This window comes from uncultured Roseovarius sp., assembly GCF_963972555.1.
Classification (GTDB): Bacteria; Pseudomonadota; Alphaproteobacteria; order Rhodobacterales; family Rhodobacteraceae; genus Roseovarius; species Roseovarius mucosus.
In genome coordinates this window covers 60,116-76,273 of the sequence record NZ_CAXAUM010000004.1, presented here as the reverse complement: position 1 = coordinate 76,273, position 16,158 = coordinate 60,116, and the positions used below count along the sequence as shown (strand labels likewise).

Annotated in this window: 14 protein-coding genes; 5 read left to right on the top strand and 9 right to left on the bottom strand. The window is 63.1% G+C overall.

Annotation, left to right across the window (positions count from 1 at the left end; translation table 11 throughout):
* Positions 1-5 precede the first annotated feature (5 nt).
* The 6 genes from AACZ65_RS05195 to AACZ65_RS05170 all read right to left on the bottom strand — a co-directional run bounded on the left by AACZ65_RS05195 (position 6) and on the right by AACZ65_RS05170 (position 6,696).
* Positions 6-776: a type III pantothenate kinase gene (locus AACZ65_RS05195; RefSeq protein ID WP_297542815.1), complete on the bottom strand. Its 771-nt coding sequence runs from the start codon at positions 774-776 to the stop codon at positions 6-8.
* Between the two features lie 18 nt (positions 777-794).
* A complete protein-coding gene (locus AACZ65_RS05190) occupies positions 795-1,553 on the bottom strand; it encodes a biotin--[acetyl-CoA-carboxylase] ligase (RefSeq protein ID WP_339668608.1) in 759 nt (252 codons plus the stop codon).
* 38 nt (positions 1,554-1,591) lie between these two features.
* Positions 1,592-2,986 carry an NADP-dependent phosphogluconate dehydrogenase gene (gene gndA, locus AACZ65_RS05185; protein WP_339668606.1) on the bottom strand — a complete coding sequence of 465 codons (1,395 nt, stop codon included), beginning with the start codon at positions 2,984-2,986 and terminating at the stop codon, positions 1,592-1,594.
* A gap of 91 nt (positions 2,987-3,077) precedes the next feature.
* Entirely contained in the window at positions 3,078-4,004 is a 927-nt protein-coding gene (argF, locus tag AACZ65_RS05180) for an ornithine carbamoyltransferase (RefSeq protein WP_339668604.1), read from the bottom strand.
* Between the two features lie 76 nt (positions 4,005-4,080).
* Positions 4,081-5,256: an aspartate aminotransferase family protein gene (locus AACZ65_RS05175; RefSeq protein WP_339668602.1), complete on the bottom strand. Its 1,176-nt coding sequence runs from the start codon at positions 5,254-5,256 to the stop codon at positions 4,081-4,083.
* A 180-nt stretch (positions 5,257-5,436) separates the two neighbouring features.
* Positions 5,437-6,696: an MFS transporter gene (locus AACZ65_RS05170; RefSeq protein WP_339668599.1), complete on the bottom strand. Its 1,260-nt coding sequence runs from the start codon at positions 6,694-6,696 to the stop codon at positions 5,437-5,439.
* 163 nt (positions 6,697-6,859) lie between these two features.
* On the opposite strand from AACZ65_RS05170, the gene AACZ65_RS05165 reads away from it, so the two are divergent.
* The 4 genes from AACZ65_RS05165 to AACZ65_RS05150 all read left to right on the top strand — a co-directional run bounded on the left by AACZ65_RS05165 (position 6,860) and on the right by AACZ65_RS05150 (position 9,968).
* Positions 6,860-7,750 carry a DMT family transporter gene (locus AACZ65_RS05165; protein ID WP_339668596.1) on the top strand — a complete coding sequence of 297 codons (891 nt, stop codon included), beginning with the start codon at positions 6,860-6,862 and terminating at the stop codon, positions 7,748-7,750.
* 58 nt (positions 7,751-7,808) lie between these two features.
* Positions 7,809-8,201, top strand: a complete 393-nt coding sequence (locus AACZ65_RS05160) for a hypothetical protein (RefSeq protein WP_339668594.1) — start codon at positions 7,809-7,811, stop codon at positions 8,199-8,201.
* Positions 8,198-9,148: a sterol desaturase family protein gene (locus tag AACZ65_RS05155; protein WP_037271196.1), complete on the top strand. Its 951-nt coding sequence runs from the start codon at positions 8,198-8,200 to the stop codon at positions 9,146-9,148. Before AACZ65_RS05160 ends, AACZ65_RS05155 begins: the two co-directional genes overlap by 4 nt.
* Positions 9,149-9,398: 250 nt before the next feature.
* The gene (locus AACZ65_RS05150) at positions 9,399-9,968 is read left to right on the top strand and encodes a TetR/AcrR family transcriptional regulator (protein WP_339668592.1); all 570 of its coding nucleotides are present in this window, start codon (positions 9,399-9,401) and stop codon (positions 9,966-9,968) included.
* Positions 9,969-9,973: 5 nt separating this feature from the next.
* Here AACZ65_RS05150 and AACZ65_RS05145 read toward each other — a convergent pair whose 3' ends face one another.
* From AACZ65_RS05145 to cysS, 3 genes are all read right to left on the bottom strand, one after another.
* On the bottom strand, positions 9,974-10,756 hold the full coding sequence (locus AACZ65_RS05145; RefSeq protein ID WP_339668591.1) for a squalene/phytoene synthase family protein: 783 nt from the start codon (positions 10,754-10,756) through the stop codon (positions 9,974-9,976).
* Complete coding sequence (gene cimA, locus AACZ65_RS05140) at positions 10,753-12,372, bottom strand: citramalate synthase (protein WP_339668589.1); 1,620 nt, start codon at positions 12,370-12,372, stop codon at positions 10,753-10,755. The genes AACZ65_RS05145 and cimA overlap by 4 nt, the downstream gene beginning before the upstream one ends.
* 247 nt (positions 12,373-12,619) lie before the next feature.
* Complete coding sequence (gene cysS, locus AACZ65_RS05135; RefSeq protein WP_339668587.1) at positions 12,620-14,086, bottom strand: cysteine--tRNA ligase; 1,467 nt, start codon at positions 14,084-14,086, stop codon at positions 12,620-12,622.
* Between the two features lie 390 nt (positions 14,087-14,476).
* On the opposite strand from cysS, the gene AACZ65_RS05130 reads away from it, so the two are divergent.
* Positions 14,477-16,015, top strand: a complete 1,539-nt coding sequence (locus AACZ65_RS05130) for a trimethylamine methyltransferase family protein (protein WP_339668585.1) — start codon at positions 14,477-14,479, stop codon at positions 16,013-16,015.
* The last annotated feature ends 143 nt before the right edge of the window (positions 16,016-16,158 follow it).

Below are 16,158 nucleotides of genomic sequence, written 5' to 3'. Positions count from 1 at the left end.
GGGCGTCAGCCCTCCTTGTTATACGCGTCAATCACGGTCAGGCCGTGCATTGTCAGATTGTCTTCGAACACGTCGAACATGTCCGTTCCCTGCTGGAAGAGAGGTGCCAGCCCACCCGTTGCGATCACCTTCATGGTGCGGCCACGCTCGGCCTTTATCCGGTCACATAGCCCATTGATCAGCCCGACATAACCCCAGAATACGCCCGACTGCATGCAATCGACGGTATTCGTGCCGATAACCCGCTCTGGTTTGGTCACGTCGATATGCGGTAGGGCCGCTGCCGCTTCATGTAGCGCTTGCAGCGACAGATTCACCCCCGGCGCAATCACCCCGCCGATATAGGCCCCATCGCTCGCGACCACGTCAAAGGTGGTGGCGGTGCCGAAATCCACCACGATGAGGTCGCCGCCATAGAGATCAAACCCCGCGACCGTGTTGACCAGCCGGTCAGGTCCGACCTGCGTGCCCGCATCCACCCGCACATCGACCGGCAGGCGGCACTCGGGCTTGCCCACCACCAGCGGGCGGCAATTGAAATAGCGATCCGAAAAGACTCGCAGATTGAACACCACGCGCGGCACGGTCGAGGAGATGATCACCCCGGTGATATCGGCCTTGATGCCATGGTGATGCAGCAGGGTCTTGAACCAGACGAAATACTGATCGGCGGTGCGTTGATGGTCCGTGGCGGTGCGCAGGGTGCAGAGGAATTTCTGCCCGTCCCAGATGGAAAACACCGTGTTGGTATTGCCGCAGTCAATCGCCAAAAGCATGCGCCCGGTCCCGTATGGTCAAAAGAACACCTCGGCGGCGGCAATCGCCTGTCGCCCTTGGGCGGTCAATAGAACAAGATTGCCCGCCTCGTCCACCGTCTCGAACCGGCCCTCGTATACCTCGCGGGTAGTGCGCGCGGTGATGACCTCGCCCAGCCGTGCCGCCCGTGCCAGCCATGCGGTGCGGATGGGGGCAAAGCCGAAGGTCACGAACTGTGCCTCTGCTCGTGCATAGGCCGAGGCCAAGAGGTCCAGAAACGCCTCGGGGTCGATCGCGATGCCCGTTTCGGACAAGAGCGAAACGGGACGCAGCGCGCCTTGCTCTACCTCCGACACCTCGGGCGCGCGCGAGAGGTTCACCCCGATGCCTATGGCGAAATGGCTGAGGCTGCCGCCTGCCCCGGCGCTTTCGAGCAAGATCCCCGCCAGCTTGCCACCGTTCAGAAGCACATCGTTGGGCCATTTGAGGGCAAAGACCTCGGCCCGGCCCGTTGCCGCAACCAGCGCATCAAAGAGCGCCAGCGACGCCACGAAAGAGCGCAGCGCCACGCGGTCCGGGCTCTCGGTCGGGCGCATCACGAGGGTGGCCGCGAAATTGCCCGCCGGATTGGCCCAGGCCCGCCCCCGCCGTCCGCGCGCCGCCGTCTGCTGATGCGCCAATATCCATTCCGGCCCCGCCAGATTCGGCGCAATACGTGCCGCTTCCGCATTGGTGCTGTCCACCGACGCCAACACGCGGCGGCCATAGCCCTGGGGCCAGTCCGATCCCTGATCCATCTTTGTCCTGCTCCAACTCTCCGAAACTCTGCGTGGCCTCAGTCCCACCAAGGGCCATGGTGCAGACCCGCACGCCCCAAACGCTCGAACCCGTGACGCCCGAACATGTCGCGCTGTGCCTGAATGATATTGGCGCTGCCATGGCCCAAACGCATGCTGTCATACCACGCCAGCCCGGCCGAAAGCGCCGGCACCGGGTGCCCGCCATGCACCGCGCTGCACACCACCTGTCGCAACGCGGGGATGCAGCGCGCCAGCGTCTGCGCGATTTCCGGGGCAAGGATCAATTCGCCATGCGGCAGGTCCTGATCGAAGGCCGCCGCGATGTCATCCAGCAGGGCAGAGCGAATGATGCACCCCGCCCGCCAGATACGGGCGATGGTCGCCAGATCCAGCGCCCAGGCATATTCCTCGGATGCCGCCGCCAGAATGCGAAACCCCTGCGCATAGGCCAGCAGGCGCGCGGCCAGGAACGCCTCGGCCAGAACCTCGGGGGCGTCGTCAAATACGCCCACCGCCCCGCCAAGGATCGCCTCGGCGCGCTGCCGCGCGGCCTTTTCCGAGGACCAGCCCCGCGCGCCCACCGCCGCCTCGATCATGCTGGCCGATTGCCCCAGACGCAGCGCCTCGATCACGGTCCAGCGCCCGGTGCCCTTTTGCCCCGCCGCATCCTTGATCACATCGACCATCGGATGGCCGGTCTCGGGATCGGTATAGGTCAAGAGCCGGGCCGTGATCTCGACCAGATAAGATTTGAGCGGCCCCCTGTCCCAAGTGGCGAAGAGCGCGCCAATCTCGGAGGGTGGCAGGGCCGCGCCATTGCGCAAGAGGCTGTAGATTTCGGCGATGACCTGCATATCGGCATATTCGATGCCATTGTGCACCGTCTTGACGAAATGCCCCGCCCCATCCGGCCCCAGATGCGCGACGCAGGGCACGCCGTCATGGCGGGCGGCAATGGCGGTCAGGATCGGGTGCAGCTGCGCCCAGCTGTGATCACTGCCCCCCATCATCATCGAGGGGCCGTGACGCGCCCCCGCCTCGCCGCCCGACACCCCCAGACCCACGAAATGCAGATCGCGTTTCGCAAGGTCCTCTGCGCGGCGGCGGGTGTCGTGGAAATCGGCATTGCCCCCGTCGATCACCGTATCACCGGGGCTGAGCAGCGGCGTGATCTGCGCCAGCATGGCGTCCATCGGCGCGCCAGAGGGGATCATGAAGAGGATGATCCGAGGCGATTTCAGCGCCGCGACGAAATCCTCCAACCGTTCGTGGGGGTGCAGCCGCGACGCCAGATCGCCCGCCTCGTCGAGGAAGGGCGCGATCCAGTCCGCCTCGCGATTGGTCACCGCCACGTCAAAGCCATGTTCGGCGATGTTCAGCGCCAAGGCGCTGCCCATGGTGCCCAGCCCATAGATGCCAATCTGCGCCACTTGCCCCTCCCTGCTATCGCTAACAGCCTTGGATCAGGCTAAGCGCTTTGGCTAAGGGTTTGCAAGCGCGCTGCGTCCAGATGTGTTGCCGTCAGACGCCGAGACACCAGCGCATCACGGCCTTTTGCGCGTGCAAACGGTTTTCGGCCTCGTCGAAAATGACCGATTGCGGCCCGTCCATCACCTCTGACGTCACTTCTTCGCCGCGATGCGCAGGCAGGCAATGCATGAAGAGCGCATCGTGTTTGGCCGCCGCCATCAGCTTGTCATTGACCTGATAGGGCCGCAGCATGTTGTGCCGCCGCTCTTTGGTGGATTGGCTGTCATGCATGCTGACCCAGGTATCGGTGACGACGAGATCGGCCCCGTCCACCGCCTTGAACGGATCGCGTTCGATGGTGATCGTGCTGCCCGCCTTGCGCGCAAGGCCGATGAACTCGGGCTCCGGGTCAAGCTGCATCGGGCCGGTAAACGTCAGGTCGAATCCGAATTGCCCGGCGGCATGCAGGAAGGACGCACAGACATTGTTGCCATCCCCCGACCACACGACCTTCTTGCCCTTGATCGGGCCGCGATGTTCTTCGTAGGTCAGGATGTCGGCCATGATCTGACAGGGGTGGGTGCGGTCGGTGAGACCGTTGATCACCGGCACATCGGCATGTTCCGCCATTTCCAGCAGGACGGATTCGTCAAAGGTGCGGATCATGATGAGATCGACATAGCGGCTCATGACGCGGGCGGTGTCGGCGATGGTCTCGCCATGGCCCAACTGCATGTCGGCGCCTGACAGCACCATGCTCTGCCCGCCCATCTGCCGGACGCCCATGTCAAACGAGACGCGGGTGCGGGTCGAGGGTTTTTCGAAGATGAGCGCAACCATGCGACCGGCCAGCGGCTGTTCGTCATCGGGCGTGCCGCGCGGACGGCCCTGCCGTGCCTCTTTCATGAGGCGGGCCTGATCAATGATCGCCCGAAGGTCGGTTTCAGAAGTTTTGTGGATATCGAGGAAATGGGTCATGGTCGTATCGCTTTTCGATGGGAGGGTCCGTGGGGGTCAGCCCCCACACCCCCGGAGTATTTCGGGAACGATGAAATCAGGCCGTTTCCAGCGCCGTTGCCGCCGCATCAAGGCGTGTCACGGCCTCCGCGATTTCTTCGTCGGTTATGGTAAGTGGCGGCAGCAGGCGCACCACATTGTCAGCCGCCGGAACCGTGGCGACAAGGGCGGCGTAACCGGCCTGCACCACCTCGGTATTAGGCAGCTTGCACTTGAGCCCCAGCATGAGGCCCATGCCCCGCACCCCCTCGAACACGGCCGGATTCGCCGCCACCAGCCCTTCGAGCCGTTGGCGCATGAGCGCGGCCTTGCGGTTCACCTCGGCCAGAAACTCGGGCGTGGCGACTTCGGACATCACCGCGCAGCCCACGGCACAGCCCAGAGGGTTGCCCCCATAGGTCGAACCATGGGTGCCCGCCGTCATGCCGGAGGCGGCATGCTCTGTCGCCAGCACCGCGCCGAGAGGAAAGCCGCCGCCGATGCCCTTGGCGACCATCATGATGTCAGGTGTCACCCCCGCCCATTCATGGGCAAAGAGCCGCCCCGTGCGCCCCACACCACATTGCACCTCATCAAGGATAAGCAGGATGCCGCGTTCATCGCAGAGGGCGCGCAGCCCCTTGAGACATTGATCTGGCAGCGGGCGGATGCCGCCCTCGCCCTGCACCGGCTCGATCAGGATGGCGGCGGTATGATCGTCAATCGCGGCATGCAGCCCCTCGTGATCGCCCCAGGCGACATGTTTGAAACCGGGCAGGAGCGGGCCAAAGCCCTTGGTCATCTTTTCCGATCCGGCGGCGGCAATCCCCGCCGAGGACCGGCCGTGAAAGGACCCCTCGAAGGTGATGATGTCCGTGCGGTCGGGCTGGCCTGCATCGTAGAAGTGCTTGCGCGCCATCTTGACCGCCAGTTCACAGGCTTCGGTGCCGGAATTGGTGAAAAAGACCGTGTCGGCAAAACTCGCCGCCACCAACCGGTCGGCGAGCTCCTGTTGTTTCGGGATCTGGTAGAGGTTCGAGGTATGCCAGAGCGCCCCGGCCTGTTCGGTCAGCGCCGCCACCAGCTTGGGGTGCGCATGGCCCAGCGCGTTGACGGCAATGCCCGCGCCCAGATCGAGAAAACGTCGCCCGTCCGCCTCGATCAACCAGGTCCCTTCGCCTTTGACGAAAGAGAGCGGCGCGCGGTTATAGGTTGGCAGGATCGAAGGGATCATGGCGGTTTCCTTATCAAACAGGCCCATTGAGTGCCGCAAGGGCAGAGCCAAGTCAATCATTTGGAGGATTTAGGGGTCACGCGCGGCAACGCGCAGGGATCAAAACGGAACGGGTCGTCAGACGCGGGCGCGTCGACGTCGCAGAGCGGGATGTTTGGTCCGTGTGATCATGGAGACGCTCTAGCCAGTTTTGCGCGGCATGGGAAGAGAAATGTCTAGATGTCCCCCCGGCTCCATCGCCACGCGCGCGGCCCCGAGGCGCGGATGCAACCGCCGCGCCAGATGCCAGCACCCCATCAGACCCAGCCCCGTGACCGCGAAAATCCCCGGCAACGGCGCCACCAGAAGCACGAGCCATGCCGCCCCCGGCGTGAGGATGCCCGAGACATCGCGGAAACTGGCGTAGATCGCCGACATCTCGGTGCGTTCCGACGGTTTGACCGCCATGAGAAAGGGCAGACCCGCCGACACGTCGAGCAGCACCAGAAAGACCGACGCCACAGCGAGACTGGCAACCGTCAGCCATGGCAGGCTGCTGAAGGCCGCAGCAAAGAGGAAGAGCAGCCCGGAGACCAGAAAGCCCGCCCGCACCGCGTGGCGGATGGAGCGGCGCTGCATCCAGCGCAGCATGAGGGGCGTCAGAAAGAGCATGCCGTTCGAGGCCGAGAGCAACATGCCGCCCAAGTCTTCACCCAAGCCCTGCTGGACCGCGAAGATCGGCAAATAGACCACATAGGCCCACCAGCCGCAGGAGCGAATGACCGCGAAGATCCACCCCGCCACCAACCGGGGCTGTGCAAAGAACCGGGGCATCCATGCCAGCGGATTGGGGGCCGGGCGGCGCGCGCGCGTGATCAGCTTGCCATTGCCAAGCCGCATGTAGAGAAAAAGCGCCATCATGCTCAGCGCCGCCAGCCCCGCGATGAGAAACGGCAAGGGCCGCCATAGCCCCAAGAGCGTGACGCCAAGGAAGGGCCCCACCGTCCAGCCCAGCGCGCTGTAGAACATGCGCGAGGTCTCGCAGCGGCCCAGATCGGATTTCGAAATGAAATCGAGCACATAGGCGTTGAAACAGACAAAGACCGTGACCGTGGCCGCCGTAATCAGCGCCAGCGCCGCGATCATGCCCAGCGCCCCGCCCTGCGCCCCCATGGCGGCCCCGCCCGCGAACATCGCGCAGCCGGTCACATAGATCCAGCGGCGCGGCATGAACCGAGAGGCGAAAGGCACCATGAGGCCCGTTGCCAGCGACAGCAGCCCCACCATGAAGTAAATCTCGGAGACGAGCGCCGCGTCGCGGAGCGCGCGATACATCTCGAGCGGCATCACAGAAATCAGGATGCCGCGCGCCATGGCCTCTGTCCCAGCAAGCGAGGCAAAGCCGCGCACAGAAGGTGTTGGGGCATGGCGGAGCCATTCGGGAATGCGGCGTTGGTGCATGGAGTCGTTCCGATTTTTCGTAAGACTGACCACGGATGCAGGACGCGTGATTGGCAAACGACGACATCCTGTCGTTTTTGTTGTGAGGGATGTAAAAATTATTGATCCCTCCCGCCAACCTTGCGACTTGCGGCGGGCGCAATCTGAGGGCAATGCTGCGGCGATGTTCGTACCCCGCGCCTCCAATCCGGGTCTTGCCGCCCTGCTGACCGTGCTCGCCGCCGCCTTGTTGGCGGGCACCACGCTCTTGGCCAAGGCGCTTGGAACAGACGCGCTTGGGCCGGCGCTGAGCCCGTTTCAGATCAGCCATGGGCGGTTTCTCTTCGCGCTTGTGGCCATCGCGGGGATGAGCGCGCTGGTGCGTCCCCGGTTCATCCGTCCCGATCTGGGCACCCATGCCAAACGCTCGGCCCTGGGCTGGGGTGGGGTCACGCTGATGTTCGCAGCTGCCGCCTTTATCCCGCTGTCGGACGCCACCGCGATCAGTTTTCTCAACCCGGTGTTCGGCATGATCCTCGCCATCCCGCTTTTGGGAGAGCGGGTGGGTCCGGTGCGGTGGACGGCAGCGGGCATTGCCCTGACAGGGGCCGCGATCCTGATGCGCCCCGGCAGCGGGGTGGTGGAGACCGGCGCACTTCTGGCGCTTGGGGCAGCGCTATGCCTTGGGGCGGAGCTTATCTTCATCAAGCGTCTGTCGGGGCGGGAAGGGCCGTGGCAGATCCTGCTTGTGAACAACGCCATTGGGCTGAGCATCGCGACGCTGGCGGTGGTCTGGGTCTGGGCCACGCCCACGCCGGCGCAATGGGCCGCCCTTGCAGCCCTTGGCGGTCTGATGGCGCTTGCGCAGACGGCGTTCATCAATGCCATGGCGCGAGGGGATGCGAGCTATGTGGCGCCATTCTTTTACACCGCCCTGATCTTTGCCGGGCTTTATGACGGGCTGGTGTTTGGTGTCTGGCCCGATGCCATATCCATCCTTGGCGCAGTTGTGATCCTCGGCGGCGCAGGCTTGCTCCTCTGGCGGGAAGGGCGGCGGCGCGCGGTGGTGACGTAACGCCACCTTTGACGAATCTCCGGCACCTTGGGCTAATGCCTGCCAAGGGAGAGGACCCATGCCACTGAGCATCCTGTTGCCGATGGTCGTTTTGGGCATCGCGGGCATCGCGGTGCTGCTGCATGTCTTGGGCCTCTCGCGCCGGGCGACGCTCTCGGATGCGGCGGCGGCGCGGGCGGCATGGCTGCGGGAATTTCCCGAGGACACCCCCATTCGCGTCATTCTCTGTCACGATCACAGCGCCGCCCTGATCGAGACCGCACAGGGGCGCGGCGTGGTCTGGCCAATGGGGGCCGATACCACCGCCCGTTACCTGAATGGCGCGCGGATCAGGCAGCGCAAAACCGGTCTCACGCTCGATCTGCCTGACTATACCGCCCCGCGCATCCGCCTGACACTCGCGCCCGACGAAGCCGCAAGCTGGTGCGCCCTATTGGAGGCCCGCGTATGAGTGATACGCTGATCTATCCCGACGTCGTGAATTGGGCGGTGCCGCTCTTTATCGCGGCGATCCTCGCGGAACTGCTTTGGATCGTGATCAAGGGGCGCGGCGGGCGGTATGAGACCCGCGACGCGCTGACCTCGCTCTTGCTCGGGGCGGGCAATGTGGCCGAGGGCATCGTGCTAGGCTTTGTCGCCTATGGCTTTTTCATGGTGCTGTGGCAGGTCACACCGCTCGATTTGGGCCATTCGATCTGGGTGATCGCGCTCTGCTTTGTGCTCGATGACCTGCGATACTACTGGGTGCATCGGTTCGGGCACCGCATCCGCTGGGTCTGGGCAAGCCACGTCAATCACCACTCTTCGCAGCATTACAACCTGACAACAGCGCTGCGCCAGACATGGACCGGCACCTTTACCTTTATGATGATCGTGCGCGCGCCGCTGATCCTCTTGGGCTTTCATCCCGCCATGGTGCTTTTCGTGGGGGGGCTCAACCTTATCTATCAATTCTGGATTCACACCGAGGCGATTGGCCGCCTGCCGCGCTGGTTCGAGGCGGTGATGAACACGCCCAGCCATCACCGGGTGCACCATGGGCGCAACCCGCGCTATCTCGATTGCAATTATGCCGGAGTCTTTATCATCTGGGACAGGATGTTTGGCACCTTCGTGCCGGAACTGGAGCGGGAAAAGGTGGATTACGGGCTTGTCCACAACCTCGGCACGTTCAACCCGCTGCGCGTAGCCTTTCACGAATGGATCGGCATCTGGCGCGATGCGACGCAACCGGGGCTGACCTGGCGCGAGCGACTGATGTATTGCGTCATGCCGCCGGGTTGGAGCCATGACAACAGCCGGGGCACGTCGCAGACCATCAAAGAGCGCTATCTCGCAACACATCCCGAAGAGGCCGGCACGCCGGGGTTGCCATCCTCAGGTCGACACACGCTTTAGATTTGTCACATATCGCCCACTAAAATGTTATTTGACCGATCATTCAAAACCGGATCAAGTCGTAGCAGGCGATTTGCGCCATCACTCACGAACAGGTGTCGCCCCGCTAGGCAGTGCGGGACGCTACGATAGTACCCGGCATCTTGGGCAAGGGCCCATTACTCACCCTTGTTCAAGATGTCGGGGAAGTGGTAGAATTTATCGTGACGAGTGATTTTTGTTTATGCCCTTTGGCTGAAATGACCCAACGATGCCCTGGGAAAAATGCTACGAAGAAGCAGAGGTGCTAGAAGCCGCGATGCGCGCCTTCTGGGAAAATGGCTATCAAGGCACCTCTATGGCCGATCTGGTCGCGGTGACGGGCCTCAATCGCGGCAGCCTCTATTCCGGGTTCGGCAACAAGCGAGAGCTCTTTTTACGTGCGCTGAAACATTACGATCAAAGCTACCGCGTCGGATTTCTCACGCAGTTGCGAAAGGACAGAAACCCGAGAGACGCGATCTTGGCTACGTTTGACGCCATTGCCCAAGGCAATGACACCATGCCTGGTGGGTGCCTCATGGTCAATTCAGCCATGGAACTTGCCCCGCATGACGATGAAATCGCCCGCGTCATCGAGGACAGCATGGCCGAGGTCGAGGCGTTTTTTGCCGACTGCCTCAGCCAGTTCGAGGATCGCATTCGCAGCAGTGCTGAAATTTCAGAAACCGCCAAGGTCTTGCAAGGGCTGATGATCGGCCTTTTGGTCTTGACCCGCGCCAATCGCGACAGCCCCTCTGTTACCGCCATTCTGTCGCAGGTGCATAATCTGCTCCGGTGATCCGCCTACCAACGCCCCGCGAGCGTGCGCGCCAGCAGGCTGAGTTGCGCGCGCGCCGGTGCCACCCCTAGCCGTCCCTCAGCCACCGCGCGCGGATCACGCTCTGCCTGCCGAAGCAGCGCCCCCGCCAGCCAGAGCGGCAAGAACGCAGCCCCTGCCCTGTGCGACACCTGCCTGCGCTCCGCCCGCGCGCGGCGCAGCCGCATCAACCCATCCTTGGCCAAGGCCTGCACAGCCTCGGGCCGACCATCGACCAAGGGCTTGCGCCCCGCCGCCTCGAGCGCTGGAATGGCGCGGAACCAATTGGCGAGACCCAGCGCATAGCCAGCATCAAGCGCAACCTTTGGCGCAACGGGACCCAGTGCGCTTGCCGCCGCCTGCATCAGATTGCCCGACGTGGTCTCGATGTACTGCGTGAAATCAGCCGCATCCTCGAACGGATCACGCGCGATGTCCCAGCGTCGTGCCTCGACCAGATCCGCCAGCAGCGCGGCACCGGGCGCGCCCAACACATGCGCCAAAGGCGTCACCACCTCGTGCCGCCTCACAAGGCCACCGGCCGCAATCTCCTCCAACGCATCGGCCCACCATTGCAGGCGCATCTCGGCGATCATCGGCTCTTGCGTGACCCACGGCGCGCGCGCCACCTCGACATTGAAAGCATATATCGGGAAGAGCACGGCACGCGCCGCGACCGGCGCCGCCATTGCGGCCAGAAAGCGGTCAGGATCGGCCCGGCGTACCAGATCGGCACAGGCGGTCAGATCGGCATCGAACCCTTGGCTCACGCCGCCCCCTGCCCGTGCAGAAGCTTCCAGTTGATCGCATCGAGCAGCGCCTCGAAACTGGCATCAACGATATTGGGGCTGACCCCCACCGTGGACCAGCGCCGCCCCTGCCCATCCTCGCTGTCGATGATGACCCGCGTCGCAGCTTCGGTGCCGCCTTGGGTGATGCGCACCTTGAAATCCACCAGCCGCATGTCGTCGATCTGGCCCTGATAGCGGCCCAGATCCTTGGCCAGCGCCTTGGCCAGCGCGTTGACCGGCCCCCGGTCGCAGCCGTGATCGTCCATCGATTCACTCACTGACAGTTTCTTGTCGCCATCGACCTTGACCACGACAACCGCCTCCGAGAGGCTGACCATACGGTCATACTTGTTCTTGCGGCGCTCGACCGTGACCTTGTAGCGCTTGACCTCGAAGAATTCGGGCATCTGCCCCAGTTCCTTGCGCGCGAGGATTTCGAAACTCGCCTGCGCGCTGTCATAGGTATAGCCCTCTTCCTCGCGCGCCTTGATCGTCTCGAGCAGGCGCGCCAGTGCCGGATCGCCCGGTTCGACCACGATCCCCGCCTCGGTCAGACGCTGGCGCAGGTTCGATTGCCCCGCCTGATTTGACATCGGGATGATCCGCGCATTGCCGACCGCCGCAGGGTCGATATGCTCGTAGGTGCTTGGGTCTTTGAGGATGGCACTGGCATGCAGCCCCGCCTTGTGGGCAAAGGCGGAGGCGCCGACATAGGCCGCTTGGCGCAGCGGCACACGGTTGAGGATTTCGTCCAACTGCCGGCTGATCGCGGTGAGAGACCGCAGGCCGTCGCGCGTGATGCCGGTCTCATAGCGGCAGGCATAGGGTTCCTTGAGCAGCAGGGTCGGGATGAGCGTGGTCAGATTGGCATTGCCACAGCGCTCGCCCAACCCGTTGAGCGTACCCTGAATCTGGCGCACGCCCGCATCCACCGCCGCAAGGCTGCCCGCCACCGCATTGCCGGTGTCGTCATGGGTGTGGATGCCAAGGCGGTCGCCGGGGATACCTGCCGCTATGACCTCTGACACGATGCGGCCAATCTGCGGCGGCAGCGTGCCGCCATTGGTATCGCAGAGCACCACCCACCGCGCGCCTGCGTCCAGTGCGGCGCGCAAGCAGTCCAGCGCATAGGCGGGATTGGCGGTGTAGCCATCAAAGAAATGCTCGGCATCGAACAGCGCCTCGCGCCCCTCGGCCACGACATGCGCTATGGAGCGGGCGATGTTGTCGGTATTTTCCTCAAGGCTGAGGCCGAGCGCGGTCGTGACGTGAAAATCATGGGTCTTGCCCACAAGGCAGACCGCCTTGGTCCCCGCGTTCAGCACAGCCGCCAAGACCTCATCATTCTCGGCGGAGCGGCCAGCGCGTTTGGTCATGCCAAAGGCGGTCATCGTGGCGCGCGTTTGCGGGGCGTCGTCGAAAAAGGCGCTATCGGTGGGGTTTGCCCCCGGCCAGCCGCCCTCGATGTAATCGACGCCCAGCCGGTCGAGCGCATGGGCGATCTGGATTTTCTCGGGCGTCGAGAAACTGACCCCTTGGGTCTGTTGCCCGTCGCGCAGGGTTGTGTCGTAGAGGTAGAGGCGCTCGCGGGTCATGCTATGCCCCCGCGCGAAATCAAGGTGCCGCAGGCACCGCCGCGCGAGCGCCCGACCGCCCGTCGCACCGGAGGTGCGCCGTGGATAGTCGGCACGCCTCCGGCGTGACGGGCGGGCGCTTTTGCAACGCCGCAATCCTCACAATCGTTCAAGTATTTCGCACCATAAACTGCTCCCCACAGCCGTCGCAGCGCCCCCCCGGCGGTCGGGCACCGCGCGGCTTGAAGGTGGTGTGCGGGCAGGCGCATCACTTCAACGCCTCCAGCTTGGCGGGGTCGAAATTAATCTGGCGAATTAGGAACACACCCTTGTTAGTCATTCTAACTTCAACGGCCACCTTAGTGAGTTGACATTTCAACTCGTCAACTTTGCTGAAATCCTTTGTCGCCTTGGCATTCGTTCGCAATTCAGTCAGTTGGCTCTCATAATTCGCGAGTTGATCACAAGAATGGGCTTCAGGTTTATCATCGTAGAGCCTCGCGAAATCCGTTGTTGTGCAGTGCTGCGCGAGATCCAGTCCCATAACCTCAAGCGTTCCGACCGCCGCTTCCAAAAAATGTTTTTCCAGTTTGATATTTTGCTTGTTGAGCAGCCTTACCCTCAGTTCCGCAAGAGCCGCAGGTGTTTCTAGATCATCGCTAAGATGCTCTATCACAGCCTCGATGGGCCGTCCCGACACAAGACGCTTCACGACACCAGAACCCAGTTTTGCAAGGTTCTCACAAATCTCATTCAGAGCCTTCCTTGCATTTTCCAATCGGTTATAACTGAAATCCATCGGCGATCTGTAATGCGACATAAGGAACGCCATACGTATCTCGGGGCCGGTCACGTTTCCGAATTCAGTCTTGCCTTCCAGCAAATCCCGCACGGTAAAGAAATTGCCCAAGCTCTTGGACATCTTCTTGCCCTCGACCTGCAGCATCTCGTTATGCAGCCAGTAGCGCGCGAATTCTCCCTCGGGGTGCGCGCAGCAGCTTTGCGCGATCTCGTTTTCGTGGTGCGGGAACATCAGGTCGTTGCCGCCGCCGTGAATGTCAAAGCTATCGCCCAAGAGCTCGTGCGCCATGGCCGAGCATTCGATGTGCCAGCCGGGCCGCCCCCTGCCCCAAGGCGAGTCCCACCCCGGCAGATCATCGCTCGACGGTTTCCACAGGACGAAATCCATCGGGTTGCGTTTGTACGGTGCCACCTCGACCCGCGCGCCCGCGATCATGTCATCGACCGAGCGGCCCGACAGCTTGCCGTAATGCTCGCGCCAGCTATCGACGGCAAAGAGCACATGACCCTCGGCCTCATAGGCGTGGCCCTTGGCGATCAGACCCTCGATCATCGCCACCATCTGCGCGATATACTGCGTGGCGCGCGGCATGTGGTCAGGCTCGAGCGCCCCCAGGGCCGCCATGTCGTCGAGAAACCATTGCGTCGTCTCCGCAGTGATCTGCCCAATCGAGCGCCCCGACTCGGCGGCGCGGGCGTTGATCTTGTCGTCCACATCGGTGAAGTTGCGCACATAGGTCACGTGCTCGGTCCCATAGACATGCCGCAGCAACCGGTAGAGCACGTCGAACACCACCACAGGGCGCGCATTGCCCAGATGCGCCCGGTCATAGACCGTCGGGCCGCAGACATACATCCGCACGTTATCTGGATCGAGAGGCGCGAAATCCTCTTTCTGGCGGGTTCGGGTGTTGTGCAGCTTGATCGTCGTCATCTTGTCCTCGCGCGCGGTCCCGCGGCGGGCTTAGCAACTTCGTGATCGCTTGGAAACACAAGACCGGCCCGCCTGAGAAAACTCAGGTGATAATGCAGCAGATAATGCAGGGTGCGGTGCTCATGGCTTGTCCTATCCCCCGCCATTGCGCCCGTCAAGCGCGACGATCGAGGTCGCATTTGCGACGCGCGTCGGAATTGGAACAGACAGATACCGCAGAATCAGATGCTCTCTGCGGATCTGACGGAGAACATCATGCACCCACGCAGCAAGATCGCGCTCGTTGTCCGCACCATTGGTGCGGAACGGGGCCGTGCGGCGCGCGGGCGTCCTTTGGTGGCCTGAGCCCAGCCAAACAAACCCGTTTCATTCCTTCAGGAAACCCAAGACATGACCGAGACGATTACGCGCCGCGCCGGTGGACGCGCTGCTCGCCGCGAGGCCCGCTCCAACCCGCTTGCTGCCAATCTGCGCCCCGTGCATCCAGGGCAAGAGGGCGGCACCTATCGCCCGCTGAGCCAAATGCAGATGGACCGCATTCATCAGGCTGTGCTCGACGCGCTCGAACAAATCGGGCTGGCCGATGCGCCCCCTTCGGGCGTGGCCTATCTGACGGGGGCTGGCGCGATCCTCGGCTCTGACGGGCGGATCCGTTTTCCGCGCGCGTTGATCGAGGACACCATCGCCAAGGCCAACCGCGAGATCACGCTCTTTGGCCGGGACCCGCGCCACGACATGCTCTTGCAGGGCAATCGCGTGCATTACGGCACGGCAGGGGCGGCGGTGCATGTGGTCGATGTTCACACCCGCAGCTACCGCGAAAGCACGGTGCAGGATCTGCATGACGCGGCCCGCATTGCGGATCAACTCGACAACATCCATTTCGTGCAACGCCCGATGGTCTGCCGCGATATCGTCGACAACCGCGAGATGGACCTCAACACGCTCTATGCCTGCTGTTCGGGGACCACGAAACACGTGGGCACCTCCTTTACCGAGCCGGGATTCGTTGCCGATGCGATCGAGATGCTGCACCTGATCGCGGGCGGCGAGGATAAATGGCGCGAGCGGCCGTTTGTGAGCAATTCCAACTGCTTTGTCGTGCCGCCGATGAAATTCGCCACCGAATCCTGTCTGGTGATGGAGGAGTGTATCCGCTTGGGCATGCCGGTGCTGCTGCTCTCGGCCGGTCAGGCCGGGGCCACCGCCCCCGCCCCCATCGCCGGGGCCATCGTGCAGGCGACGGCGGAGTGTCTGGCGGGCCTCGTCTATGTCAACGCGATCAAACCGGGGTTCCCGGCCATTTTCGGCACCTGGCCGTTTGTCAGCGACCTGCGCACGGGGGCGATGTCGGGCGGATCGGGCGAACAGGCGCTGCTGACCGCGGGCTGCGCACAGATGCACAAGTATTACGGCCTGCCCGGCGGGGCGGCCGCGGGCATTGCGGATGCGAAGCTTCCCGACATGCAGGCGGGCTGGGAACAGGCGACATCGAATGTCATGGCGGGCCTCTCGGGCCTGAACATGGTCTATGAGGCGGCGGGCATGCATGCGTCCTTGCTGGGCTTTTGTCTTGAATCGCTGATCCTGGGGGACGACCTCATCGGTCAGGCCCTGCGCTGCACACGGGGCATCGAAGTGGACGAGGATACGCTCAGCCTTGAGGTGATCCGCGCCACCTGCATCGGCGGGCCGGGCCATTACCTCGGGGCGGAACAGACACTGGGGCGGATGCAGACGGATTACCTCTATCCCTGCATCGCCAATCGCTCGTCACCCAAGGAATGGGATGAGTTGGGCAAGCCGGACCTGATCGCAAAGGCCACGGAAAAAAAGTTGAAGATCCTGTCGGAACGGGCCTCGGCCCGGTTTGACCCGGTGACGGATGCGGCTATCCGCGCCCAGTTCAAGATCCACCTGCCCGCATAAGCTTTGCGATGTAGGTATTTGATTTAAAACAAGAACGCGCGCATCAACTGTCTGCGCGCGTTCTCCCGTTTTGGGGAAACACAGGACTGCACGCTAGCGCATATTACGCGAAAGCGGGAACCGGTTTTGAGCGCCTCGAACAC

Excerpts from the sequence above, each read along its gene's own strand:
- AACZ65_RS05195 (WP_297542815.1), bottom strand. The coding sequence starts at position 776 with ATGCTTTTGGCGATTGACTGCGGCAATACCAACACGGTGTTTTCCATC.
- AACZ65_RS05190 (WP_339668608.1), bottom strand. The coding sequence starts at position 1,553 with ATGGATCAGGGATCGGACTGGCCCCAGGGCTATGGCCGCCGCGTGTTG.
- argF (WP_339668604.1), bottom strand. The coding sequence starts at position 4,004 with ATGACCCATTTCCTCGATATCCACAAAACTTCTGAAACCGACCTTCGG.
- AACZ65_RS05175 (WP_339668602.1), bottom strand. The coding sequence starts at position 5,256 with ATGATCCCTTCGATCCTGCCAACCTATAACCGCGCGCCGCTCTCTTTC.
- AACZ65_RS05170 (WP_339668599.1), bottom strand. The coding sequence starts at position 6,696 with ATGCACCAACGCCGCATTCCCGAATGGCTCCGCCATGCCCCAACACCT.
- AACZ65_RS05165 (WP_339668596.1), top strand. The coding sequence starts at position 6,860 with ATGTTCGTACCCCGCGCCTCCAATCCGGGTCTTGCCGCCCTGCTGACC.
- AACZ65_RS05160 (WP_339668594.1), top strand. The coding sequence starts at position 7,809 with ATGCCACTGAGCATCCTGTTGCCGATGGTCGTTTTGGGCATCGCGGGC.
- AACZ65_RS05155 (WP_037271196.1), top strand. The coding sequence starts at position 8,198 with ATGAGTGATACGCTGATCTATCCCGACGTCGTGAATTGGGCGGTGCCG.
- AACZ65_RS05150 (WP_339668592.1), top strand. The coding sequence starts at position 9,399 with ATGCCCTGGGAAAAATGCTACGAAGAAGCAGAGGTGCTAGAAGCCGCG.
- cimA (WP_339668589.1), bottom strand. The coding sequence starts at position 12,372 with ATGACCCGCGAGCGCCTCTACCTCTACGACACAACCCTGCGCGACGGG.
- cysS (WP_339668587.1), bottom strand. The coding sequence starts at position 14,086 with ATGACGACGATCAAGCTGCACAACACCCGAACCCGCCAGAAAGAGGAT.
- AACZ65_RS05130 (WP_339668585.1), top strand. The coding sequence starts at position 14,477 with ATGACCGAGACGATTACGCGCCGCGCCGGTGGACGCGCTGCTCGCCGC.